The 23,606-nt window shown below is 70.9% G+C and carries 24 protein-coding genes and 1 pseudogene; 16 read left to right on the top strand and 9 right to left on the bottom strand.

The window, feature by feature from the left end:
• The first annotated feature begins 28 nt into the window (after nucleotides 1-28).
• The 3 genes from fabG to IG02_RS0126840 all read left to right on the top strand — a co-directional run bounded on the left by fabG (nucleotide 29) and on the right by IG02_RS0126840 (nucleotide 2,071).
• Nucleotides 29-748 carry a 3-oxoacyl-[acyl-carrier-protein] reductase gene (gene fabG, locus IG02_RS0126830; protein WP_030753375.1) on the top strand — a complete coding sequence of 240 codons (720 nt, stop codon included), beginning with the start codon at nucleotides 29-31 and terminating at the stop codon, nucleotides 746-748.
• Nucleotides 749-752: 4 nt separating this feature from the next.
• Nucleotides 753-1,523: an enoyl-ACP reductase FabI gene (fabI, locus tag IG02_RS0126835; protein WP_030753378.1), complete on the top strand. Its 771-nt coding sequence runs from the start codon at nucleotides 753-755 to the stop codon at nucleotides 1,521-1,523.
• Between the two features lie 146 nt (nucleotides 1,524-1,669).
• Complete coding sequence (locus IG02_RS0126840) at nucleotides 1,670-2,071, top strand: hypothetical protein (protein ID WP_030753381.1); 402 nt, start codon at nucleotides 1,670-1,672, stop codon at nucleotides 2,069-2,071.
• A gap of 107 nt (nucleotides 2,072-2,178) precedes the next feature.
• Here the strand turns inward: IG02_RS0126840 and IG02_RS0126845 are convergent, their stop codons facing one another.
• The gene (locus IG02_RS0126845) at nucleotides 2,179-2,856 is read right to left on the bottom strand and encodes a FadR/GntR family transcriptional regulator (protein WP_030753383.1); all 678 of its coding nucleotides are present in this window, start codon (nucleotides 2,854-2,856) and stop codon (nucleotides 2,179-2,181) included.
• Nucleotides 2,857-3,076: 220 nt separating this feature from the next.
• On the opposite strand from IG02_RS0126845, the gene IG02_RS0126850 reads away from it, so the two are divergent.
• The 4 genes from IG02_RS0126850 (at nucleotide 3,077) to IG02_RS0126865 (ending at nucleotide 5,684) form a co-directional block, all read left to right on the top strand.
• Entirely contained in the window at nucleotides 3,077-4,498 is a 1,422-nt protein-coding gene (locus IG02_RS0126850) for a CynX/NimT family MFS transporter (RefSeq protein ID WP_030753385.1), read from the top strand.
• Between the two features lie 4 nt (nucleotides 4,499-4,502).
• Nucleotides 4,503-4,619, top strand: a complete 117-nt coding sequence (locus IG02_RS43525) for an SGM_5486 family transporter-associated protein (RefSeq protein ID WP_267958538.1) — start codon at nucleotides 4,503-4,505, stop codon at nucleotides 4,617-4,619.
• A gap of 166 nt (nucleotides 4,620-4,785) precedes the next feature.
• Nucleotides 4,786-4,974: a hypothetical protein gene (locus tag IG02_RS0126860; protein WP_030753387.1), complete on the top strand. Its 189-nt coding sequence runs from the start codon at nucleotides 4,786-4,788 to the stop codon at nucleotides 4,972-4,974.
• A gap of 188 nt (nucleotides 4,975-5,162) precedes the next feature.
• Nucleotides 5,163-5,684: a SixA phosphatase family protein gene (locus tag IG02_RS0126865; RefSeq protein ID WP_030753390.1), complete on the top strand. Its 522-nt coding sequence runs from the start codon at nucleotides 5,163-5,165 to the stop codon at nucleotides 5,682-5,684.
• 109 nt (nucleotides 5,685-5,793) lie between these two features.
• Here IG02_RS0126865 and serB read toward each other — a convergent pair whose 3' ends face one another.
• A complete protein-coding gene (gene serB / locus IG02_RS0126870) occupies nucleotides 5,794-7,170 on the bottom strand; it encodes a phosphoserine phosphatase SerB (RefSeq protein ID WP_234314922.1) in 1,377 nt (458 codons plus the stop codon).
• A 607-nt stretch (nucleotides 7,171-7,777) separates the two neighbouring features.
• Between serB and IG02_RS0126875 the strand changes: the two genes are divergently transcribed.
• Nucleotides 7,778-10,399: an FHA domain-containing protein gene (locus tag IG02_RS0126875; RefSeq protein WP_078854858.1), complete on the top strand. Its 2,622-nt coding sequence runs from the start codon at nucleotides 7,778-7,780 to the stop codon at nucleotides 10,397-10,399.
• A gap of 140 nt (nucleotides 10,400-10,539) precedes the next feature.
• Here the strand turns inward: IG02_RS0126875 and IG02_RS0126880 are convergent, their stop codons facing one another.
• The 3 genes and pseudogenes from IG02_RS0126880 to IG02_RS0126890 form a co-directional block, all read right to left on the bottom strand.
• Complete coding sequence (locus IG02_RS0126880) at nucleotides 10,540-11,238, bottom strand: transglycosylase SLT domain-containing protein (RefSeq protein ID WP_030753399.1); 699 nt, start codon at nucleotides 11,236-11,238, stop codon at nucleotides 10,540-10,542.
• Between the two features lie 354 nt (nucleotides 11,239-11,592).
• The gene (locus IG02_RS0126885) at nucleotides 11,593-12,726 is read right to left on the bottom strand and encodes an S-adenosylmethionine:tRNA ribosyltransferase-isomerase (RefSeq protein WP_030753402.1); all 1,134 of its coding nucleotides are present in this window, start codon (nucleotides 12,724-12,726) and stop codon (nucleotides 11,593-11,595) included.
• Between the two features lie 113 nt (nucleotides 12,727-12,839).
• A pseudogene (locus IG02_RS0126890) lies at nucleotides 12,840-13,544 on the bottom strand (SDR family NAD(P)-dependent oxidoreductase); the annotation flags it as partial.
• A gap of 240 nt (nucleotides 13,545-13,784) precedes the next feature.
• Between IG02_RS0126890 and IG02_RS0126895 the strand changes: the two are divergent.
• From IG02_RS0126895 to IG02_RS0126905, 3 genes are all read left to right on the top strand, one after another.
• Complete coding sequence (locus tag IG02_RS0126895) at nucleotides 13,785-14,930, top strand: GAF domain-containing sensor histidine kinase (RefSeq protein WP_030753408.1); 1,146 nt, start codon at nucleotides 13,785-13,787, stop codon at nucleotides 14,928-14,930.
• Nucleotides 14,923-15,561, top strand: a complete 639-nt coding sequence (locus tag IG02_RS0126900; RefSeq protein WP_030753411.1) for a response regulator — start codon at nucleotides 14,923-14,925, stop codon at nucleotides 15,559-15,561. The genes IG02_RS0126895 and IG02_RS0126900 overlap by 8 nt, the downstream gene beginning before the upstream one ends.
• 150 nt (nucleotides 15,562-15,711) lie before the next feature.
• A complete protein-coding gene (locus IG02_RS0126905) occupies nucleotides 15,712-15,960 on the top strand; it encodes a chaplin (protein WP_030753414.1) in 249 nt (82 codons plus the stop codon).
• 77 nt (nucleotides 15,961-16,037) lie between these two features.
• Here IG02_RS0126905 and IG02_RS0126910 read toward each other — a convergent pair whose 3' ends face one another.
• Nucleotides 16,038-16,817: a hypothetical protein gene (locus IG02_RS0126910; RefSeq protein ID WP_078854860.1), complete on the bottom strand. Its 780-nt coding sequence runs from the start codon at nucleotides 16,815-16,817 to the stop codon at nucleotides 16,038-16,040.
• A gap of 127 nt (nucleotides 16,818-16,944) precedes the next feature.
• Between IG02_RS0126910 and IG02_RS0126915 the strand changes: the two genes are divergently transcribed.
• The 4 genes from IG02_RS0126915 to IG02_RS0126930 all read left to right on the top strand — a co-directional run bounded on the left by IG02_RS0126915 (nucleotide 16,945) and on the right by IG02_RS0126930 (nucleotide 20,290).
• Nucleotides 16,945-17,736 (top strand): ABC transporter ATP-binding protein, encoded by a 792-nt coding sequence (locus tag IG02_RS0126915; protein ID WP_030753418.1) that lies wholly within the window; start codon nucleotides 16,945-16,947, stop codon nucleotides 17,734-17,736.
• 50 nt (nucleotides 17,737-17,786) lie between these two features.
• Entirely contained in the window at nucleotides 17,787-18,215 is a 429-nt protein-coding gene (locus IG02_RS0126920; protein WP_030753421.1) for an NfeD family protein, read from the top strand.
• Nucleotides 18,216-18,306: 91 nt separating this feature from the next.
• A complete protein-coding gene (locus IG02_RS0126925; RefSeq protein ID WP_030753424.1) occupies nucleotides 18,307-19,263 on the top strand; it encodes an SPFH domain-containing protein in 957 nt (318 codons plus the stop codon).
• A 250-nt stretch (nucleotides 19,264-19,513) separates the two neighbouring features.
• On the top strand, nucleotides 19,514-20,290 hold the full coding sequence (locus IG02_RS0126930; RefSeq protein WP_030753427.1) for a sulfite exporter TauE/SafE family protein: 777 nt from the start codon (nucleotides 19,514-19,516) through the stop codon (nucleotides 20,288-20,290).
• Nucleotides 20,291-20,343: 53 nt separating this feature from the next.
• Here the strand turns inward: IG02_RS0126930 and IG02_RS0126935 are convergent, their stop codons facing one another.
• From IG02_RS0126935 to IG02_RS0126945, 3 genes are all read right to left on the bottom strand, one after another.
• On the bottom strand, nucleotides 20,344-20,862 hold the full coding sequence (locus IG02_RS0126935) for an HNH endonuclease (protein WP_030753430.1): 519 nt from the start codon (nucleotides 20,860-20,862) through the stop codon (nucleotides 20,344-20,346).
• A gap of 158 nt (nucleotides 20,863-21,020) precedes the next feature.
• Complete coding sequence (locus IG02_RS0126940; RefSeq protein WP_030753433.1) at nucleotides 21,021-21,560, bottom strand: YbhB/YbcL family Raf kinase inhibitor-like protein; 540 nt, start codon at nucleotides 21,558-21,560, stop codon at nucleotides 21,021-21,023.
• 149 nt (nucleotides 21,561-21,709) lie between these two features.
• The gene (locus IG02_RS0126945; protein ID WP_030753435.1) at nucleotides 21,710-22,492 is read right to left on the bottom strand and encodes a sporulation protein; all 783 of its coding nucleotides are present in this window, start codon (nucleotides 22,490-22,492) and stop codon (nucleotides 21,710-21,712) included.
• A 176-nt stretch (nucleotides 22,493-22,668) separates the two neighbouring features.
• Between IG02_RS0126945 and IG02_RS0126950 the strand changes: the two genes are divergently transcribed.
• Nucleotides 22,669-23,319, top strand: a complete 651-nt coding sequence (locus IG02_RS0126950) for a DNA-3-methyladenine glycosylase (RefSeq protein WP_030753437.1) — start codon at nucleotides 22,669-22,671, stop codon at nucleotides 23,317-23,319.
• Nucleotides 23,320-23,606: the final 287 nt, after the last annotated feature.

Here is a 23,606-nt window from a genome sequence, read left to right on the forward strand (position 1 = left end):
CTCGACCGCTGAAGGAAAGGCTGATCCGTTGAGCCGCTCGGTTCTCGTCACCGGAGGAAACCGGGGCATCGGCCTCGCCATTGCCCGTGCTTTCGCCGACAACGGCGACAAGGTCGCCATCACGTACCGCTCCGGGGAGCCGCCCCAGGCTCTGACCGAGCTCGGCTGCCTGGCGGTCCGCTGCGACATCACCGACGCCGAACAGGTGGAGCAGGCATACAAAGAGGTCGAGGAGAAGCACGGTCCCGTGGAGGTGCTGGTGGCCAACGCCGGCGTCACCAAGGACCAGTTGCTGATGCGGATGTCCGAGGAGGACTTCACCTCCGTTCTCGACACCAACCTCACCGGCACCTTCCGTGTCGTCAAGCGCGCCAACCGTGGGATGCTGCGGGCCAAGAAGGGCCGGGTCGTCCTGATCTCCTCGGTGGTCGGTCTGCTCGGCCAGGCCGGGCAGGCGAACTACGCCGCGTCCAAGGCCGGCCTGGTGGGCTTCGCCCGCTCCCTCGCCCGCGAGCTGGGTTCGCGGAACATCACCTTCAACGTCGTCTCGCCCGGCTTCGTCGACACCGACATGACGAAGGTCCTCACCGACGAGCAGCGCGCGGGCATCGTCGCGCAGGTGCCGCTCGGCCGGTACGCGTCGCCGGAGGAGATCGCCGCGACGGTGCGGTTCCTCGCCTCGGACGACGCCTCGTACATCACTGGAGCCGTCATTCCCGTTGACGGCGGATTGGGCATGGGTCACTGATCACATGAGCGGAATCCTCGCCGGCAAGCGCATCCTCGTCACCGGGGTCCTCACCGAGGGCTCCATCGCCTTCCACGCCGCCAAGGTGGCGCAGGAGGAGGGCGCGGAGGTCATCCTCACCGGCTTCGGCCGGCTCAGCCTCGTCGAGCGCATCGCCAAGCGGCTGCCCAAGCCCGCCCCGGTCATCGAGCTGGACGTGACCAACCAGGAGCACCTGGACGGGCTGGCCGACCGGATCAGGGAGCACCAGGGCGAGGGCGCGGGGCTCGACGGTGTCGTGCACTCGATCGCCTTCGGTCCGCAGGGTGCCTTCAACTTCCTCGAAGGCAGCTGGGAGGACGTCTCGACGGCGGTGCACGTCTCCGCGTACTCCCTGAAGGCGCTGACCATGGCCTGCCTGCCGCTGATGCCGCGCGGCGGCTCGATCGTCGGCCTCACCTTCGACGCGCAGGTCGCCTGGCCGAAGTACGACTGGATGGGCGTCGCCAAGGCGGCGCTGGAGTCCACCAGCCGTTACCTGGCCCGCGACCTCGGCGCCCGGAACGTCCGCTGCAACCTGGTCTCCGCCGGCCCGATCAAGTCGATGGCCGCGAAGTCCATCCCCGGCTTCGAGGAGCTCGCGGACGTCTGGAACCACCGCGCGCCGATCGGCTGGGACCTCAGCGACCCGGAGCCGGCCGGGCGGGGTGTCGTCGGTCTGCTCTCGGACTTCTTCCCGAAGACGACCGGCGAGATCGTGCACGTGGACGGCGGCGTGCACATGATGGGCGCCTGAGCCTCGGTTCCGCGGCCGGACCCGGTCCGGCCGGACCCGGCGCGGCCGCGTACCGCTCCCTGGTGGGGCGGTACGCGGCCGCCGTGCGTCACGGGCCGTGTCCGTACGAGTCGAAAAGAGCGACGAACCGCCGCACACTGGGACACATGCGCCCGCCTCGTCGCCCTGCCGCGGCCGCCACGGCAGCCGTGCTGATCGTGACGGGACTCGCCGTCTCCGCGGAGATACGAGCCATGACCGGGTCCGCCGCCCCCGCCGAGGGCCGGGAAGCCGCCCTCGACGACCGGGAGGCAGGCCATGTGCGGGACGACCGCTTCCGGGCGACCTGCCGTACGCGTGTACAGGGTTCACAGGCCGGGGTCTCGTGCCACAACCCGTATCCGTCGACCGATCGGATACGGCTGCACATCGAGTGCGCGCGCTGGTGGGACATCGATGTCGACAGCGCCCCCGCGGAGGTCCGCCCCGCGGGCTACGCGGAACTCACCGGCCGGTGCTGGAAGGAGATACGCGCGGTGTGGGTGACCCACGAAGGGGCGGAATCCTGACGTGACGGTGACTGACATGACGGTGACTGACCTGGTCTGACCTGCCCCCGACCCGGCGCGGCCTGAAAGCGCCGAGCCGCCGAGCGCCGCGCCGGGCGCCGTCCGGCTCAGGCTCGCTCGGCCAGGCAGTCGAGGGCGTGACTCGCGGCCTCGGTGCCCGCCGCCTCCGCGTCGCCCGCCCGGATCGCCGCGACGAGCCGCGCGTGGTCCATGTGGTTCTCCGGGCGGATCCCGCTCTCGACGTCGTCGCGGAGCGTGTCGCGCACCAGATCGCCGAGGTCGGCGTAGAGAGCGGTCAGCACGTCGTTGTGCGAGGCCGAGACAACGGCCAGGTGCAGGGCGACGTCGGCCGAGACGAACCGTTCCGCGTCGCGCGCGGTCCAGGCCGCCTCGCGCCGCGCGAGAAGCGTCTCCAGCTGCCGCAGATCCCGTTCCGTACGCCGCTCGGCCGCCATGCGGGCCGCCGACGACTCCAGGGTCGAGCGCAGCTCGGCGATGTGGCGCGGGTCGGCTCCGGCGAACCTGCGGTGCATCACCCCGGCCAGTTCGCTGGTCGCGATCACATACGTGCCCGAGCCCTGGCGGATGTCCAGCAGCCCGTTGTGGGCGAGGGCGCGGACCGCCTCGCGGACGGTGTTACGAGCCACGCCCAACTGCTCGACCAGCTCGGGCTCGGTGGGAATGCGGGAGCCCACCGGCCATTCGCCCGACGTGATCTGGTTCCGCAGCTCGGAGATCACCTGATCGGAGAGCGCGGAACGCCGGGGAGAGCTCAGGGCAGCCATGGTGCTCCTCGTCTTGAGTCATGGGGGCGTGCGACGGCCGCGGGGCGGCACACATGACGGTAACCCCTGGTGTACGGACGGTTGGCCGTGCGACTGAACGGGCGGTGGGGCGGTGGGGCGGAGGGCGGAACGGTCGGGCGGGCGGACGGGGGGCGGACGCGTCGAAGGCGAGTCGAAAGCGAGTTGAAAGTAAATCGTCCCATGATTCTATGATGGCCCCATGCATGACGAGCCGCAGACGCGCATGCGGACCCGGGCCGGGTCCCCCTCACCCTCTTCCTCCTCACTCACCTCTCCCTCTTCCTCGTCTCCCGCCGCGGGGCGGGCCGCGGCGTGGTTCCCCGGACTCCTCGCCGTGGGACTCGTCCTCGCCGCACTGAACCTGCGTCCCGCGATCACCAGCCTCGGCGCGCTGCTGGAAGAGGTGCGGGACGGCCTCCAGATGAGCGGCAGCGTCGCCGGTGTCCTCACCTCCGTACCGCCGCTGTGCTTCGCGGTCTTCGGCTTCGCCGCGCCCCGTCTGGCCCGGCGGTTCGGGCCGGGGGCCGTCGTCTTCGCCGGTCTCGTCGCCATTACGGCGGGCCTGCTCGTGCGGCCCTTCGCGGGCGGTACGGCCGGCTTCCTCGCGGCGAGCGCGTTCGCCCTCATGGGCATCGCGGTCAGCAATGTGCTGATGCCGGTGATCGTCAAGCGTTACTTCCCGGACCGGGTCGGCACGATGACCGGCCTGTACTCGATGGCCATGGCGCTCGGCACGGCCGTGGCCGCCGCCGCGACCGTGCCCCTGACGGACGCGCTGGGCGGCGGCTGGCGCCTGGGGCTGGGGATCTGGGCGCTGCTGGCGGCGGTCGCCCTGGTGCCGTGGGCGGGACTGATACGTGACCGGGGCGAGGCGGCGGCGCCGTCAGGTGCCATGGCGGGGACGGATGCGACGGCGTCGAGCGCGCGGAAGGGGACGGGGACGGCCTCTGCGGCCGGTACCGCGCCCGCGCCAGGATCCGCACCCGCGTCCGTGCCCGCGTCCGTGTCCGGGGCGGCCTCCGTGTCCGGGGGCGGCCTGTGGCGCAGCCGTACCGCCTGGGCGCTCGCCTGCTTCTTCGGCCTCCAGGCCACCGGCGCCTACATCACCATGGGCTGGATGCCGCAGGTCTTCCGGGACGCCGGGGTCCCCGCGGGGACGGCGGGCCTGCTGCTCGCCCTCACCATGGTGATGGGGGTGCCGCTCGCCTTCGTGATCCCCAGGGCGGCCGCGCGGCTGCGGAACCAGGGCCCGATCGTCCTCGTCCTGGGTGCCTGCGGGCTGACCGCGTACGCGGGGCTGTATCTCGCACCGGCCGCGGGCGCCTGGGTCTGGGCCCTGCTGCTGGGCGTGTCGAACTGCTCCTTCCCGCTGGCCCTGACCATGATCGGCATGCGGTCGAGCACGGGGGCCGGCGTCGTACGGCTGTCGGCCTTCGCCCAGAGCACCGGTTACCTGCTCTCCATTCCGGGCCCGCTGCTGGTGGGCGTCCTGTACCAGCGGACGGGCGGCTGGGGGCTGCCGATCGCGCTGATGGCGGCGCTCCTGGTGCCGCAGATGGTGGCGGGAGTCGTCGCGGGCCGGGACCGGACGATCGAGGGCGAGACGGGGATGCGAGACTGAGGGCATGCCAGTCCTCGACCCGAATCCGCAGAACGGCCAGCGGAATCTGCTGCTCGTCTTCGCCACGATCATCGGCATCATGGTGGTGATCGGCATCATCGCCTCGCTGGCGTCACCGTGACCGTGCGGCCCGCCCCGCACCCGGTGGGACGCCGCATCCCCTAGGGGGCGCGTCTCAGGGTCGAGGGGGCCGGTTTCAGGGTCGACTGGGTGGATCACCGGATGGGACGCCGGTGTCCCGGACCGTACGTTGGACGCATCGCGCACCCACGACCCCGGAGGCGGCCATGCAGGCCCGAACACCCGCCCGGTCCCACCCCGCGGCCCTGCCATGGTGGTCCTTCGCCCTGCCCGCCCTCGCCTTCGTGGCCCTGCTCACGCTGATGACCGCCACGGGCGGGCCCGGCGGTTCCACGGGCGACGATCCCGCGGTCGGGCGGGTCCTGGAGCGGATACAGCTGACCCTGGCCGGGTGAGGGCGACACGCGTGACGGGCACACGGTGACGGGCGGCAGGTGACGCGAGCCAGGAGACGAGCACCGGGTGCCGGGCGCCGCGTGGTGACAGGGGGCGAGAACCGGAAGCGGAGCAGATCGTTCACCCGTGCCGGGGAGCCCGCCAACTCTCGGCGCCCCCTGCCCCATTTCATGCGAAGCTGGGACGCATGAGCGTCGATACACCGCGCAGGATCGTCCTACTCCGGCACGCAAAGGCCGACTGGCCCGACGTGCCGGACCATGAGCGACCGCTCGCCGACCGGGGCCGCTCGGACGCCCCCGTGGCCGGCCGGCGACTCGCCGACACCGGTATCGCCTTCGACCTGGCTCTCTGCTCCACCGCGGTCAGGACGCGCGAGACCTGGAAGCTCGCCGTGCAGGAGTTGCCGCAACGTCCCAGGACCGTTTATGAGGACCGGCTCTACGATGCCACCCCCGGCGATCTTTTCGCGCTGCTCAACGAAGTCTCCGACGATGTGAACGATCTCCTGCTCATCGGCCACAATCCCGGAACCCACGCGCTCGCGGACGCGCTTTCCGGCGAGTCGCAGGGCGATGCCATCGCCCGGATGACCAGGTCGGGATTCCCCACCGCGGCTTTTGCCGTGATTTCTTTCGACGGCTCCTGGAAGTCCGTGGAACACGGTGTGGGCAGGCTGGTCGAATTCTGGACACCGCACGCCGTCTGACGGCCTCACCGAGGCGGGGGAGGCGGAACGAACAGGGCGACGGAAGGGGAAAGCCCCGGCTCAGTGCGGTGCCGGGGCTTTCCCCTTCCGTCGTGGGACGCGCGTCGTCTCAGGCGTCCTGGTACCGGCTTCCGCCGCTCTCCCGGCTTCTGCCGCCCTCCGGGGCCCCCAGGGCCTCCGGGGTCCCACCGCTCGTCGGGCTCTCCGGCATCTCCGCGCTCTCCGGGCTCTCCCCGCCCCCGGACGGATCGCCGCTCTCCCCGCTCTCCCCGCCCTCGCCGTCCGCGGCCTCGACCTCCTCGCGGGTGATGCCCAGCAGGTACAGGACGGTGTCGAGGAACGGCACGTTCACCGCCGTGTGCGCGGCCTCGCGGACCACCGGCTTGGCGTTGAAGGCCACACCCAGCCCCGCCGCGTTGAGCATGTCCAGATCATTGGCGCCGTCGCCGATCGCCACGGTCTGCGCCAGCGGCACCCCCGCCTCGGCGGCGAACCGGCGCAGCAGCCGCGCCTTGCCGGCCCGGTCCACGATCTCGCCGACCACACGTCCGGTGAGCCTGCCGTCCACGATCTCCAGCGTGTTGGCGGAGGCGAAGTCCAGCCCGAGCCGTTCCTGGAGGGCGTCCGTGACCTGCGTGAATCCGCCGGAGACCACACCCACCTGATATCCGAGCCGCTTGAGCGTACGGATCAGCGTGCGGGCGCCGGGCGTGAGCCGGACGTCGGCCCGTACCTTGTCGACCACCGACGCGTCGAGCCCGGCGAGCAGCGCGACCCGGGCGTGCAGGGACTCCTCGAAGTCCAGCTCCCCGCGCATGGCCCGCGCGGTCACCTCGGCGACCTCCGCCTCGCACCCGGCGTGCGCGGCGAAGAGCTCGATGACCTCGTCCTGGATCAGCGTCGAGTCCACGTCCATGACCACCAGCCGCTGCGCCCGCCGGTGCAGCCCGGCCGACACGACGGCGACGTCCACTCCGAGCGAGGCGCCGGTCGGCGCCAGCGTGGTGCGCAGCGCCTCCGTGCCGACGCCCGAGACCGCGAACTCCACCGCGGTCACCGGGTACTTCGCCAGCCGGAAGATACGGTCGATGTTGCCGCCCGACGCCGTGATGCCGGCGGCTATGGCCGAGGTCGACTTGGCGGTCAGCGGGTTGCCGAGCACGGTGACATGCGAACGGCCGCTGCCCCGCGGCCGGTTGTCGCCGGTGCCGGAGATGATCTCGGCCTGGAGCCGTACGGAGTCGGCCCAGCTGTGCACGGTCGCGCGCAGGTCGCCCTCGGCGGCGGCGCCCCCGGGAGGGGCCGCGACCAGGGCGCACAGGACGATGCGGCCACGGGTGACGACCTGCTCGATGTCGATGACGTCGACGGAGTAGGCGGCGAGGGTGTCGAAGAGCCCGGCGGTGATTCCGGGGCGGTCCTTCCCGAAGATCTTGACGAGAAGGGTGGGTACGTCGGCGGTCCGACGGGGTTCCGATACGTCCATGGTGATTCCACCGTATAGGGCTCATCCGGACCCGTCGCCGCCTGTCCCGCGGAGCGGACGGGGGCCGGAAAGAGCGGTCGCGGTACGTCGCCGACCGTTCGCCCTACGTGTTCCCGGGATACGCCCGCGCTTCACCCGGACGTAAACCTCGCGGCCCTCGACTGCGCCATACGTGGCCGAAAAGCGACGGCTCCGGCATGGTGGTCCCGGTCCTCCGTGAGGCGTGTGGGCGTGTGCGGGGCGTGGGGGCGCGTGGTCCCGCGGAGGGGAGCCGTCACCGGGAGGGGGTGGCGAGGGGGGAACGGCCGCCACGGTCACTCCACCCTCGCGTCCTCGGGTTTCCCGCTGTCCGCGTGGTACGCGACGGGTGATGTCCTTCTTGTGTTCGTTCTCCGTATTCGCTCCCCTTACGTGGCAGTCATGCGCGGTTGCCGCTCTCCGCGTGCCTTTCTCCCGTCCCAACAGCCCCTCGTCGCGGGCTGTTACACGGTTGTGCCGCGATGGGAAGAGGCCCGGCTTTCGAAGAGGGGGGTGGTCCTGAAATAGTTCCCACGATGTTCGCCATCCCTAGACTCCCCGTGACGGGGGGTACGTCGGGGGACAATTAGTGGGGCATGGAGTGCCTGAACTCGTACTGGAATTGAACGGAAGTACCTGGACACTCGATCCGTCCAGGTCGTACACCCTCGGCCGCGATCCGCAGGGTGATGTGGTGATCGACGACGCCCGGGTCTCGTGGCGGCACGCCACCATCCGCTGGGGCGGCCGGGGTTGGCTCATAGAGGACCACGGAAGCACCAACGGCACCTACGCGCAGGGGCAGCGCATCCAGCAGCTGGAGATCGCCGCCGGGTCCGCGATCCATCTGGGGAACGCCACCGACGGCCCCCGGATCAGCCTCAGCGGCTCGGGCGCGGGGGGCGACGCGTACGGCGGGCAGGGGGCGGCGCAGCAGTCGGCCCATCAGGTGCCGCAGCAGCAACAGGCGCAGCAACAGGCCTGGCAGCAGCAGGCGCAGGCGCCCCAGCAGCAGATGCAGGCACCCGGTGCCCAGCAGCAGGGCTGGTCGCAGCCCCAGGCTCAGCAGGCTCCGCACCAGGCCGCCCCCCAGCATCAAGCGCCTCAGCAGCACCAGGGACAGGCGCCGCACCAGCAGGCCGGTGCCGCCTTCCCCGCCCAGGGCGCGGGCGGCGCCGCGGCGGCCCCCTCGTTCCGCGGCGACCGCAGCCCGACCACGTTCCACCAGTTCGCGCTCGGCCGCGTCATGCGTATCGGTCGTGCGCTGGAGAACGAGCTGGTCGTCTCCGACCTCCAGGTCTCGCGCCACCACGCCGAGTTCACGGCGACTCCCGACGGCCGTTTCGAGATCCGCGACCTCGGCTCCCACAACGGCACGTACGTCAACGGTCAGCCGATCGCCAAGTCCGGCACCGTGCTGCTGGGCCCCAACGACATCGTCGGCGTCGGTCACTCGACCTTCCGCATCGTGGACGACCGCCTCGAGGAGTTCGTCGACACCGGTGACGTCTCCTTCTCCGCCCGCCACCTCACGGTGACGGTGGACGGCGGCAAGCAGATCCTCAAGGACGTCTCCTTCGGCGTCCCGGAGAAGTCGCTGATCGCGGTCATCGGCCCGTCCGGCTCCGGAAAGTCCACCCTGCTCAAGGCGCTCACCGGCTACCGCCCCGCCGACCAGGGTGACGTCCTCTACGACAACCGGAACCTGTACAAGCAGTTCGCCGAGCTCCGCCAGCGCATCGGCCTGGTGCCGCAGGACGACATCCTCCACAAGGAGCTGAACGTCCGGAAGGCCCTCAAGTACGCGGCCAGACTCCGCTTCCCCGGTGACACCGCCGAGGCCGAGCGCGAGGCCCGCATCGACGAGGTGCTGCGCGAGCTGAAGCTCGACATCCACAAGGACAAGAAGATCACCTCGCTCTCCGGCGGCCAGCGCAAGCGCGTGTCCGTGGCCCTGGAGCTGCTCACCAAGCCGTCGCTGATCTTCCTGGACGAGCCGACCTCCGGCCTCGACCCGGGCATGGACCGCGATGTGATGCAGTTGCTGCGCGGCCTGGCCGACGACGGCCGCACCGTCCTGGTCGTCACCCACTCCGTGGCCGAGCTCGCGATATGCGACAAGCTGCTGGTCATGGCCCCCGGTGGTTCGGTGGCGTACTTCGGACCGCCGGAGGAGGCCCTGAACTTCTTCGGCTACAGCACCTGGGCCGATGTCTTCTCCGCGTTCGAGAACTACCGCGACTACGACTGGGCGGGCCGCTGGCGCGGCTCCCAGCACTACCAGATGTACGCGGCCGACATCGACGCCGTCGCCCCGCAGTCCGTCCACATGCCCCCGCCGCAGCAGATGCGCCCGCCCAAGCCGCAGAGCTGGGGGTCACAGCTCTACACGCTCATCCGCCGCTATTCCTCGGTGATCGCCTCCGACAGGGGCTTCATGGGGCTGATGCTGATCCTGCCCGCGGTCCTCGGTGTGGTCAGCGTCGTCATCCCCGCCGACTTCGGTCTGGCGGCGCCCGAGCCGCCCGCGAGGTTCAACGGCAAGGCCGGCACGATCATGATGATCATCGCGGTCGGCATGTGCTTCTCGGGCGCGGCCAACTCCGTCCGTGAACTGATCAAGGAGCGCGTGATCTACGAACGGGAACGGGCCACCGGCCTGTCCCGCTCCGCGTACCTGATGTCCAAGGTCATCGTGCTCGGGCTGATCACCGCCCTCCAGGGCGGCATCATCTGCGGCATCGGCTTCGCCACCCGCGAGATGCCGGAAGAGGGCCTGCTCATGCCCCCCGCCGTCGAGATCTGCCTCGTCGTGATCGCCCTCGGGTTCACCTCGATGATGTTCGGCCTCGTCATCTCCTCGCTCGTGAAGACCTCCGAGAAGACGATGCCGCTGCTGGTCATGTTCGCGATCATCCAGATCGTCTTCACCGGCATCCTCTTCCAGGTGTACGGCTCGCCGGGGCTGGAGCAGTTCGCCTGGCTGATGCCGGCCCGCTGGGCCATCGCGGGCGCGGGCACCACGCTGGACCTCGCCCACCTGATGCCGCCGTGGGATCCGAAGAACCCCACCGACCTGGACCCCCTGTGGGAGCACACGGCCGGCCAGTGGGGCATCAACATCGGCATCCTGTTGCTGATGGGCGTCGTCTGCGGATTCGCGGTCTCGCGCCTGCTGCGCCGCCACGAGCCGGAGGTCATGCGCAAGTAGCGGCCGCGCCGCACGCGGGGAGGCCCCGCACATGCCGAGGCCGCGCACGCGTCGGCCATTCGGCGCACGCCGGAGGGCGGCACCCCGCACGGGGTGCCGCCCTCCGGCATATCGGTCGCGCGACGGTGTGCGCGTCAGCGTCAGTAGGCGCTGTTGACGTTGTCCATCGAGCCGTAACGGTCGGCGGCGTAGTTGGCCGCGGCCGTGATGTTGGCGACCGGGTCGTAGATGTTCGTCGACGTGCCCGGGACGTGGTACGCCTTGAACGTCGGCGGGATGACCTGGAGCAGGCCCTTGGACGGGATGCCGTTCTGGGCGTTGATGTCCCAGAGGTTGATCGCGTTCGGGTTACCGCTCGACTCGCGCATGATGTTGCGGTGCAGGCCCTCGTACGAGCCCGGGATGCCGTGCTTCTTCATGATGTCGAGCGACTCACGGATCCAGCCGTCCAGGTTGTTCGCGTAGACCGGCTTGCGGTCGTCGGAACGGCTGGCGGTGTTCACCTGGGTGCGCTCGGTCTTGGCCTGAGAGGTGACCTTGGCGGCCTTCTCGGCCTTCGCCTTGGTGGCGGCCTGCTGGATCTTGGCCGCGTTCTCGGCGGTGACCTGCTGCTTGGCGATGATCGCGTGCACGGCCGACGCCTGGTCGCTGCCCGCGGTCGCCTTCAGGGCGGCGGGGGCGGCGGCGGCAGGCTTGGCCTCAGCGGCGTTCGCGGGGGTGCTGCCACCCGGAACCAGGGAGAAGGTGATGGCCGCGATACCGGCGGCGGCGACTCCAGCGATGGAAGCGCGCTGGGTCTTGTTCAGACTGCTGAGACCAGGGGTGCGTGACGAGAACATAGAGACGTACCTCTTCGAATAGCGGAAGTCGCGGAGGCCGGACGGCCAGCCAGCTCGGCGGCGACGAACGCAATTCTTAGCGGCGGCAAAATGCCGTGGCAATCATGTGACGTACGACCCTGGATAGTGGAAACGGGCCTTGAAAAATGGCCTCAACTTGGGCTTAAGCCAAGCTCACACACGTTTCTTATATCGACTAGCCAGGTTCGTAAGTGATCCACGTCCTATGCGCGGGCTCACATCCCGGAGGTAACGTATTGACCAAACGTTGCCAATGCAATGCGCTATGTAATTGATTTTCGGGGATGCTGGGCTCTGGTTCGCCTTTTCGATCACGGGAGCCGCGCGGTTCGGTCACGAGGGGCGGGACGGCGGGAGAAGGAGATGGACATCCCCGAATTCATGCCAGAGATAGCGCTCGCGCAGCGCCTCCCGGTAGCCCGCCACCAGGGCCTCCCGCCCCGCGACCGCCTCCAGCATCAGCAGGTGGGAAGCCGCCGGCTCGTGCAGCCCGGTCAGCAGCCCGTCCACGGTGCGTACCCCGCGCCGCGGTGTGATCACCAGGTCCGTCCACCCCGAGGCCGCCCGTACCACTCCGTCCGGGCCCGTCGCCGACTCCAGGGCCCGGACCGCCGTCGTACCGACCGCGACGACGAGCCCGCGGTCCCCGCTCCCGTCCCGGCCCCCGCTCCCGTCCCGGACCGCGCCCACGCCCACGCCCGCGCGCACCGCGTTCACCAGCCGCGCCGTCGACTCCGGAACCTCGAAGCGCTCCGGGTACGGCGGTTCGTGCGCCTCCGCCGACGCCACCCCCGTATGCAGCGACAACGGCGCGATGCGCACCCCCCGCCGTACCAGCTCCGCCACCAGGTCCGGGGTGAAGGGCCGCCCGGCGCTCGGCATCTCCGCGGAGCCCGAGCCGTCGGCGGAGGGGCGGGCGAAGACCGTCCGGTACGCCGCGAGCGGCTGGTCCCGCTCCGTGTACCCGTACCGGATGGGCCGGCCGTGACGGTGCAGAAGCCCCGGCACGTCGGCACACGACACCCACGCCCACCACAGCCGGGCGGCCCCCGGGTCCAGCGGCTCCACCAGGGACAGCCGCTCGCCGCCCGGCAGCCGTACGACCGCGCCGGCCGGCCCGCCGGCCCGGGGCACCGTCGTCCCGGATCCGGACCGCCCGTCGGGCGTCCGCAGCTCGACCGCCCACCGGCCGTCGTCACCCCGGGTGGAGAAGTGGACGACGACCCGTACGCCGCCCGGCTCACCGCCCAGCCACCCGTCGACCGCCGCGGGCAGCGTCGGGGACGTGTTGACCACCAGCACGTCCCCGGCCCGCAGCTGCCCCGCGAGTTCGGGGAAGGAGTGGTGCGTCACCCGCGTCCCCCGCGACACCAGCAGTCGTACGTCGTCCCGGCCGCGCCCGCGCTGCTCCGCAGGCACCCGGGCCGACAGTTCCTCCGGCACCCGCAGCGCCTCCAGGACGGTCATCGCGAACCCACCCCCGAGCCCTCCTCCATGTCCCCCGCCGCCCCCGTTCCGGATGCCGTGCCTTCCTCCGCGCTGGTCTCCGAGGCCGTCCCCGCGCCCGTCTCCGCATACGTGCGGGCGCCGACCAGGGCGGGCGCCGCGTACCGGCCGCTCACCGGTCGCCGCTCCAGCAGCCGCAGGAAGCCCGGCACCACCGCCTCGGGGGCGGGCCGCGGATCCGCGTCGTCCGGCACGGCCGCCGCGTACAGATCCGTCCCCATGTCGCCCGGGTCCACCGCCCACACCCGTACGTCCGGCTCCTCCACCGCGAGGACCGCCGCGAGCTGGTCCAGCGCCGCCTTGGACGCCCCGTACCCGCCCCACGTCCCGTACGCCTCGGCCGCCGCGTCCGAACTGACCGCGATCACCGCGCCCGACCCGCTCGACCGCAGCAGCGGCAGCGCCTCCTGCACCAGCCCGAGCGCGGCCACCACATTGGTCTCCAGCGCCGCCCGCAGTCCGTCGAGCGGCAGCGCGTCCAGCCGCGCCAGCGGCTCCACGCCCAGCGCGGAGGCATTGCTCACCACCAGATCGAGCGCCCCCAGCCCGGCCGCGGCGCGCACCAGCTCCGCGCGGTGCGCGTCGTCCGTCACGTCCCCGGCGAGCGCCGCGACCCGGGCGCCGTGCGCCGCCCCGGCGGCCCTGACCTCCCGCGCCGTCCCCTCCAGTACGTCCGAGGTCCTGGCGTCCAGCACCAGATCCCAGCCGCGCCCGGCCAGCGCGACGGCCAGGGCGCGCCCCAGCCCCTTCGAGCCACCGGTGATGATCGCTACAGGCATGACGTCCGCTCCTTCGCGTCCGGCATCGGCACGTCCGCACGCGGCACGCGCCGACATCGATGGATACGTACGGTTCGGATCCGTACGTCTCGACGCGGCCCAACCTAGGAAGCGCCAGCCCTCCGCCACCTCGTGCGCGGGGCCGGTCCTCGGAGGCACTTCGGCCTAGGCCGCAGGGCCCGTGTCCGGACGGTCCCCGGTCCGATACGACCCGCACGGACCCGCCGGTACGGTGAAGCCATGAGCCACCGACCGAGCTCCGGCCTCGCCGCCGTGAGCACCGCGCTCCTCGCGATGAGCAGGCACCTGGAGGTACGGGACGTCCTCAAGACGATCGTCGTCTCGGCCCGCGAACTGCTCGACGCCGAGTACGCGGCGCTCGGTGTGCCGGACGACCACGGCGGCTTCGCCCAGTTCGTGGTGGACGGCGTCAGCGACGAGCAGTGGAAGGCCATCGGCCCGCTGCCGCGGCAGCACGGCATCCTGGCCGCGATGCTCCACGAGGAGCGGACCGAGCGCCTCGCCGACGTGCGCGAGGACCCCCGCTTCGAGGGCTGGCCCAGCGCGCACCCGGAGATGTCCGACTTCCTGGGGCTGCCGGTCAGGGACGGCGACGAGACGCTCGCCGCGCTCTTCCTCGCGAACAAGCGCTGCCCCAAGCCGGCCGGCGGCTGCGGATTCACCGAGGAGGACGAGGAACTCCTCTCGATCCTCGCCCAGCACGCGGCGATCGCCCTCACCAACGCCCGGCTCTACGAACGCAGCCGCGAACTGACCATCGCCGAGGAGCGTTCCCGCCTCGCCCACGAGCTCCATGACGCCGTCAGCCAGAAACTCTTCTCGCTCCGGCTGACCGCCCAGGCGGCCGCCGCCCTGGTGGACCGCGACCCGGTCCGCGCCAAGGGCGAACTCCAGCAGGTAGCGACGCTCGCCGCCGAGGCCACCGACGAACTGGGCGCCGCCGTGGTGGAGCTGCGCCCGGCCGCCCTGGACGAGGACGGCCTGGTCAACACGCTCCGCACCCAGATCCGGGTGCTCGACCGGGCCCACTCCGCGCGGGTCACCTTCGAGAGCCACGCCGTACGGGCCCTGCCCGCGGCCCAGGAGGAGGCGGTCCTGCGCGTGGCCCAAGAGGCCCTGCACAACGCCCTGCGCCACTCCGGAGCCGACCGCGTCGACGTCGTCCTCGCCCGGCGCGCCCAGGGCGCGGTGCTCAGCGTCACCGACAACGGCAAGGGCTTCGAACCCCGCGCGGTCCGCCGGGCCGGCCGCCACCTGGGACTGGTCTCGATGCGGGACCGCGCGAGCGGGGTGGGCGGCCGGCTGAGGGTCCGGTCGGCCCCGGGACAGGGCACGACGATCGAGATGGAGGTGCCCGGTGGCTGAGATCCGTGTGCTGCTGGTCGACGACCACCAGGTGGTGCGGCGCGGACTGCGGACGTTCCTCGAGGTGCAGGAGGACATCGAGGTCGTGGGCGAGGCGTCGGACGGCGACGAGGGCGTGGCCCGCGCGGAGGAACTGCGCCCGGACGTCGTCCTGATGGACATCAAGATGCCCGGCACGGACGGCATCGAGGCGCTGCGCAAGCTCCGCGCCCTCGCCAACCCGGCCAAGGTGCTGATCGTCACCAGCTTCACCGAGCAGCGCACGGTGGTACCCGCGCTGCGCGCCGGAGCCTCCGGTTACGTGTACAAGGACGTCGATCCGGACGCCCTGGCCGGCGCCATCCGCTCCGTCCACGCGGGCCACGTCCTGCTCCAGCCGGAGGTCGCGGGCGCGCTGCTGGCCCAGGACGACCACGGCGGCGGCCAGGGCAGGGGCACCACGCTCACCGAACGGGAACGGGAGGTGCTCGGCCTGATCGCCGACGGCCGCTCGAACCGGGAGATCGCCCGCGCGCTGGTGCTCTCCGAGAAGACGGTGAAGACCCACGTTTCGAACATTCTGATGAAACTGGACCTCGCGGACCGGACGCAGGCGGCGCTGTGGGCCGTCCGACATGGGATGACGGACTGAGAAGCGTTCGGTTCCCGTCCGGTGTGAGATTCATACCGTCGGGTGTATGTCCCCCACACGGCGCATCCCCCGTGGGGGAGCGGCGTTCTTCATCGCGGACGGCGGCGATCCGCCGCGGTCCTGATGGACAACGCGACAAGGAATACCTCGATGAAGATTGCCAAGAAGGCCGCCCTGGTCATGGTCACCGCGGGCCTCGCGGCGGGCGTCTCCGCCGGCGCCGCCTCCGCCACGGAGGGCGGCGCGCACGCGAACGGCGCGGCGACCCACTCGCCGGGTGTGGGCTCGGGCAACACGGTGCAGGTGCCGGTGCACGTCCCGGTGAACGTGACGGGGAACACGGTGAACGTGGTCGGCCTGCTGAACCCGGCGTTCGGCAACCACTCGGTCAACCACTGACGGTTCGCCTTCCGGCCGGGGGGCGTGGGTGCGGTGCCCACCGGCCCGCACCGCACGCTCCCGAACCGGGCCGGAGGCTACCGCGCCCGCTCCTCCACATACGCGTTGTACGACGCGACCTGCGCCCTCCGCGCGAACCTCTCCACCGGCCGCAGCGCCTCCACCCGCGCCGCCATCTCCGCCGCGCTCACCGCGCCCCCGTGCCCGTTCTCGTACGCCAGCGAGATCATCAGCGCCACTCGCCGCGCCTGCTCCAGCACCCGCGCCGCCCGCGCCGGATACCCGGGTGCCAGCACCTCTCCCTCGCCCTTCGCGCGGGCGCGGTACGTGTCCAGCAGCGCCTCCGCCACCGGGCCCGACGCCGCCACGTCCAGCCGCGACAGCACCTCCGTCGCCTCCCGCAGCGCGTCCGTCAGCTCGCGCTCCGCCTCGCCCAGTGAGGGCACGTCCGCCGGCGGCGCCTCCCGTACCGGCAGGCAGTGCCAGCGGACCTCGACATGCCGGTCGCCCTCCGGGCCCACCGCCGTCACCTCCGGCACCAGCCCCCACGGCGCGCCCACCGCGATCACCGCCTCCTCCGCCTCCAGCGCCCGCGCGTTGAACTCCGGCGGACCGCTCAGCCCCAGCGGGTGCCCCGGCGCGGGCAGCGCGACCCGGAACCCGGTCACCCCGAGCGCCCGCAGCCGTCCCAGGGCCAGGGTCAGCCCGACGGGACCGGACTCGTCGGGCAGGCCCTCCACCCGGTGCACCGCGTCCTCGCCGACCACGGCGAGCACCGCGTCGTCCGGCGAGACAAACCCGGCCAACAGGGCATTTCCCCAAGCGGCCAGCAATCCTGAGCGTGGTTGCGAAAGCATGGACCCAGCCTAGGGAACGGACCTCTCGGCCGGGCTGTCCGAGAGGTGGCGTAGGTTTTCCCCTGGGGGCCGCGCCCGCAGGCGCATCCGAAACCTCAAGACGATTGCATGGGGAGACAACGCGCTCATGAGCGATGTACTGGAGCTGGTGGACGTATCCGTGGTCCGCGACGGACGCGCTCTGGTGGACGACGTCTCCTGGTCGGTCAAGGAAGGGGAGCGCTGGGCCATCCTCGGTCCCAACGGCGCGGGCAAGACCACTCTGCTCAACCTCGCCTCCAGCTATCTCTTCCCCACCACCGGCAGCGTCTCCATCCTCGGTGAGCGCCTCGGCAAGGTCGACGTCTTCGACCTGCGTCCCCGCATCGGCGTGGCCGGCATCGCCATGGCCGAGAAGCTGCCCAAGCGGCAGACTGTCCTGCAGACCGTGCTCACGGCCGCGTACGGCATGACCGCGACCTGGCACGAGGACTACGACGAGGTCGACGAAATGCGCGCCCGCGCCTTCCTCGACCGGCTCGGCATGACCGAGTACCTGGACCGCCGGTTCGGCACGCTCTCTGAGGGCGAGCGCAAGCGCACCCTGATCGCCCGCGCCATGATGACCGACCCCGAGCTGCTGCTCCTGGACGAGCCCGCCGCCGGCCTCGACCTCGGCGGCCGGGAGGACCTGGTGCGCCGTCTCGGCCGCCTCGCCCGCGACCCGTACGCCCCCTCCATGATCATGGTCACCCACCATGTCGAGGAGATCGCCCCGGGCTTCACCCACGTCCTCATGATCCGCCAGGGCAAGGTCCTCGCCGCCGGCCCGATGGAGACGGAGCTGTCCTCCCGCAACCTCTCGCTCTGCTTCGGACTCCCGCTCGTCGTCGAGCGGAACGGGGACCGCTGGACCGCGCAGGGCCTGCCGCTCGCCTGACCGGATATCACCCCTGTCGGGGGAGGCGCCCCCGCCCCTACCATGGCCACGTGGATATCGACGCATGGGTGTGGTGGCTGATCGGCGCCGTCGGGCTGGGAATTCCGCTCGTCCTCACCGCGATGCCCGAGTTCGGCATGTTCGCGGCCGGAGCGGTCGCGGGAGCCGTCGTCGCCGCGCTGGGCGGCGGAGTGGTGGCCCAAGTCCTCGTGTTCGTCGTGGTGTCCGTGGCGCTCATCGCCGTCGTACGGCCGTACGCGGCCCGTCAGCGCGCCGCGAGCCCCGGAGCGGCCACCGGCATCGACGCCCTGAAGGGACGTCAGGCCGTCGTCCTGGAACGGGTCGACGGCAGAGGTGGCCGAATCAAGCTCGCCGGAGAGGTCTGGTCGGCGCGCACGTACGACGAGTCCGCCGCGTTCGAACCTGGCCAGCAGGTCGACGTGGTCGAAATCGACGGCGCCACAGCAGTCGTCATGTGAGCCAACCCTGGGGAAGATTACCCATGCAGGTCCCCAGTCTGAGAAACTGGATCATCGGAACATCCGGCGGCGAAGGGTCCCGAGGAACGCGATGCCATCAATCATCATCGTCCTGGTCATCCTGGTGGTGCTTGTATTCATCGCCCTGATCAAAACGATCCAGGTCATCCCCCAGGCGAGCGCCGCCATCGTCGAGCGCTTCGGCCGCTACACGCGGACGCTCAACGCCGGGCTGAACATCGTCGTGCCGTTCATCGACTCGATCCGCAACCGGATCGACCTCCGCGAACAGGTCGTGCCCTTCCCGCCCCAGCCGGTGATCACGCAGGACAACCTGGTCGTCAACATCGACACCGTCATCTACTACCAGGTGACCGACGCCCGGGCCGCGACCTACGAAGTCGCCAGCTACATCCAGGCGATCGAACAGCTCACCGTCACCACCCTGCGCAACATCATCGGCGGAATGGACCTGGAGCGGACCCTCACCTCCCGCGAGGAGATCAACGCGGCGCTGCGCGGTGTCCTCGACGAGGCCACCGGCAAGTGGGGCATCCGCGTCAACCGCGTCGAGCTGAAGGCCATCGAACCGCCCACCTCCATCCAGGACTCGATGGAGAAGCAGATGCGCGCGGACCGGGACAAGCGCGCCGCGATCCTCACCGCCGAAGGTATCCGCCAGTCCCAGATCCTCACGGCCGAAGGTGAGAAGCAGTCCGCGATCCTGCGCGCCGAGGGTGAGGCCAAGGCCGCCGCCCTGCGGGCCGAGGGTGAGGCGCAGGCGATCCGTACGGTCTTCGAGTCGATCCACGCCGGCGACCCGGACCAGAAGCTCCTCTCGTACCAGTACCTCCAGATGCTCCCCAAGATCGCCGAGGGCGACGCCAACAAGCTGTGGATCGTGCCCAGCGAGATCGGCGATGCCCTCAAGGGACTCAGCGGAGCCTTCGGCAACCTCGGTCCCGGCGCCCCCGGCTTCGACACCGGAGGCAGCGGAGGAAAGGTCGGCACCGTCAAGGAGCAGCGGCAGAGCCCGTCGCTGGACTGAGGCCGGCGGGAAACCCGAGGGCCGGGTGGGGGGTTCGGGCCCACTGGTCCGGTGCCCCCGGCCACCGGGCCCGGCGCTCCCCGCCATTGAGCGAACCGTCGCGGACGGCCGAGGAACCGCCCGAAAACCAGGCGCCGGAGGGTGGCCGTGGGAGGGGGCCGTCGGGACAAGGGGACGGCCGCCGCCCGGACCGCGCAGCCGGTCAGGCATGATCGGTGCAATAAGCACCGATCAGCGAGGGGCAGTGCACGTGACCACCTGGGAGATGCTCGCCGTCTTCGCCGCCGGCCTCGGCGCCGGAACGATCAACACCATCGTCGGTTCCGGCACTCTGATCACCTTCCCCGTACTGCTCGCCACCGGCCTTCCACCGGTCACCGCCACCGTCTCCAACGCCCTCGGCCTGATACCGGGTTCGATCAGCGGAGCCATCGGCTACCGAGCCGAACTCACCGGCCAGCGCCGCCGCGTCCTGCTGCTCGGCGCCGCCGCGATGGTCGGCGGACTCGGCGGCGCCACCCTGCTGCTCCTTCTGCCGCCCACGGCCTTCGAGACGATCGTCCCCGTCCTGGTCGCTCTCGCCCTCGTCCTGGTCGTCCTGCAACCCCGCCTCGCGCGGCGCGTCCAGGCCCGCCGCGCGCGCAAAGGCACCGAGGCCCGCCCCCAGGGCGGCCCGCTCCTCTTCATCGGACTGCTGCTCGCCAGCGTCTACGGCGGCTACTTCACCGCGGCCCAGGGCATCGTCTACGTGGCGCTCATGGGCACCTTGCTCGACGACACCCTGCAACGCCTCAACGCCGTCAAGAACATCCTCGCCGCCATCGTGAACACCGTGGCGGCCGCCTTCTTCCTCTTCGTCGCCGAATTCGACTGGACGGCGGTCGCGCTCATCGCCGTCGGCTCCACCATCGGAGGCCAGATCGGTGCCAGGACAGGCCGCCGACTGCCGCCGACGGCACTGCGCGCCCTGGTGGTGGCCGTCGGTGTCGTCGCCATCGTGCAACTGGTCGTACGCCGCTACTGGTGAGCCCTGTCGGAAGGCCGCCGCGTCGCCCGGTCACCGTAGCCCGCGGACGTGGCTCAGGCCGCCGACCGGATCGGCGTCCCCGACAGCCACGACGGCAGCTCCGAGCGCTCCGCCGCCCGCAGCGACAGCAGCATCGCGTCCGCCGGGGACGGCACGAACGGCTGGTGCAGCAGCGGCATCCCCGCCTGCTCCGGCGTACGGTCCGCCTTGCGGTGATTGTCCTCGGCGCAGGAAGCGACCGTATTCAGCCAGCTGTCCGACCCGCCCCGGGACCTCGGCACCACATGGTCCACCGTGGTCGCCCGCCGGCCGCAGTACGCGCACCGGTGCTGGTCCCGCATCAGCACCCCCCGCCGGGACCACGGCGCTTGTCTTCGGAACGGGACCCGTACGAACCGGCAGAGCCTGATCACCCGGGGCACCGGTAGCTCCACCGCGGCGGCACGCACACGCAGTGCGGGATGGGCCTGCTCGACGACGGCCTTGTCCTGGAGGACCAGCACCACCGCACGGTTGAGTGTCACCGTCGACAGCGGCTCGAAGCTCGAGTTCAGTACCAGCGTGTCCCGCATCCCGTCCACCTCCCGTGTGCCGGCCCGCCGCGCGGCGGGCTTGGATCAACTCTGGCCGGGCACGCCAAGAGGGACAACGCAATAAAAAATGCCCTGCCTTGATCTCTCCAAGACCAGGGCAGGGCAAACAACGAGCAAACGCTCGGCTTCCCGGAGGATCAGCTTCCGGCGGGGACCCCGTATTCGCCGACGAGCTGCGCGCGGGCCAGCGTGTGGAAGCGCAGATTGAAGCCCACGACGGCGGGCGACGCGTCGCTGTCCGGCCCGAGCCGCTCGCTGTCGACCGCGTACACGGTGAACACGTAGCGGTGCGCCGGGTCCCCGGGCGGCGGCGCCGCGCCTCCGAAGTCCTTCGACCCGTAGTCGTTACGGGCGTGTACGGCGCCCTCGGGCAGCCCCTCGAACGTGCCGCCTCCCGCGCCCGCCGGAAGCTCGGTGACCGACGCCGGGATGTCGAAGAGCACCCAGTGCCAGAACCCGCTGCCGGTCGGCGCGTCCGGGTCGAAGCACGTCACGGCGAAGCTCTTGGTTTCCGCCGGGAAGCCGTCCCACCGCAGCTGCGGAGAGGTGTTCCCGGCCGCCTGCACCTGCGCGTCCTTCAACACCCCACCCGGCTTGACGTCATCGCTCACCACGGTGAACGACGGCACCTCCGGATGGAAGTCGTGAGGGAGCGGAGCCCTCTTCCCCTCGGCCACGTCTGATCCTCCGAATCGCCTGGGCCCGGCCGTCCACGCGGACCGGGCCGTGCTGGTCCGGTACGTCGTATCGCGTACGGCGTACCGCGCACGACGCAGCGCGCGGGTCGCGTCTCGCACGTCGTACGGGACCGAGCGTAGGGCCTGCGTCAGAACCAGTTGCGCCTGCCGCCGACCTCGGCGAGCCACTGGTTGAGATAAGCGGGCCAGTCCGTGCCCCGGAAGTCGTCGAGGCCCACCTGGAAAGCCCGGAACGAGTCGCTGCCCTCCGTGAACAGCCCCGGCTTCTTGTCCATCTCCAGGATCACGTCCATCTCGCGGTCGTCGGCCACGAAGGACAGCTCGACCTCGTTCAGCCCCCGGTACTGCTGCGGCGCGAAGAACTCGATCTCCTGGTAGAAGGGCAGCCGCTGGCGCGTCCCCCTGATCTGCCCGCGCTCCATGTCCGCACTCTTGAAGCGGAAACCGAGCTGGACGAAGGCGTCCAGGATCGCCTGCTGCGCCGGCAGCGGATGGACGTTGATGGGGTCGAGATCGCTGTTGTCCACCGCCCGCGCGATGTCCAGCTCGGTGGTCACCCCGATGTTCATCCCGCGCAGCGGCTGACCCTCGATGGTGGTGATCGGGGTCTCCCACGGGATCTCCAGCCCGAACTGCACCACATGGACGGCCCCCGCCTGTACCTCGAAGGCCCCGCCGATGGTCTGCTTGGCGAACTCGATGTCCTGCTTGGCCTCCTGATCGCCGCCCTCGACCTCGACCCGGGCCTGAAGACCGACGGAGAGCCCCGAGATCTGCTGGTTCACGGAGCCGCCCTCGAGCCGCACCTCACCCTGGACGACGCCACCGGGGACGACGTTCGACTCGGACAGCTCCGTCTCGACGGACGCGCCACCGGCGCCCAGGCTCGCGAGCAGCTTCTTGAAGCCCATCTTCACTCCTTGAATGTCCTGACAGGTCCTGACCTGTAGATACGCGACCCGACCGTAGCCGGTTCCCCGCTGCTTGCGCACCGGTCGGCGTGCGAACCGGCAAGCGCGGCCGAAGCGTTCGCGTGGCCCGGGCCTCCGCAGGGCGTCCGGCCGGGCCCCCTGTACGCTCGGACGCCATGATGGAGAGCCCCGACCGCGTCCCGCTGCCCCGGGAGTTCTTCGACCGCCCGGTCCTCGAGGTCGCGACCGACCTGTTGGGCAGGGTCCTGGTACGGAGCACGGACGAGGGCCCCATCGAACTCCGCCTGACCGAGGTCGAGGCGTACGCCGGCGCGGTCGACCCGGGATCGCACGCCTTCCGCGGCCGTACCGCCCGCAACGCCGTGATGTTCGGCCCGCCCGGTCACGCGTACGTCTACTTCACCTACGGAATGTGGCACTGCCTCAACCTGGTGTGCGGACCCGAAGGAGAAGCGAGCGGAGTCCTGCTGCGGGCCGGCGAGATCCTGCACGGCGCCGAGCTGACCCGGAAGCGCAGGCTCTCGGCCCGCCACGACAGAGAACTGGCCAAGGGCCCGGCACGCCTGGCCACTGCCCTGGACGTCGACCGGTCGCTCAACGGCGCCGACGTGTGCGCGGGCCCGGGTGCCCCTCTGTCGATCCAGTCGGGCACCCCCATCACGGACGACCAGCTGCGCAGCGGTCCCCGCACCGGGGTCGGCGGCGACGGCGCGAGCCACCCCTGGCGCTTCTGGATCGACGGCGACCCGTCGGTGAGCCCGTACCGAGCCCACGCACCGCGTCGGCGTACGAGCCGCCGGACTTGACGCGGCAGGGTCCCTGCCCTAACGTAGCCCGAGCCGCACTTTACGGGTCCTGCCGCTGAGCAGCGCCCGAAGCGGCCATCCACTACTCAGACCTCACCCCAAGGGTGCGTGTTTTCGGCATGCCGAAAATGCGGACCGGACGGCTCGATTATGAATTGAGCGGGGACTCGGTTAACGTAGTGGCCAGCCGAAAGGCAAAAGGCCCTTCCGAAGGCCATCGGATATCTGGAAGCGGGAGAAACACCGCCGAATGAGTCTGATAGAGTCGGAGACACGAAATACCGAAG

This window comes from Streptomyces sp. NRRL F-5135 (genome assembly GCF_000719775.1).
GTDB lineage: Bacteria > Actinomycetota > Actinomycetes > Streptomycetales > Streptomycetaceae > Streptomyces > Streptomyces hebeiensis.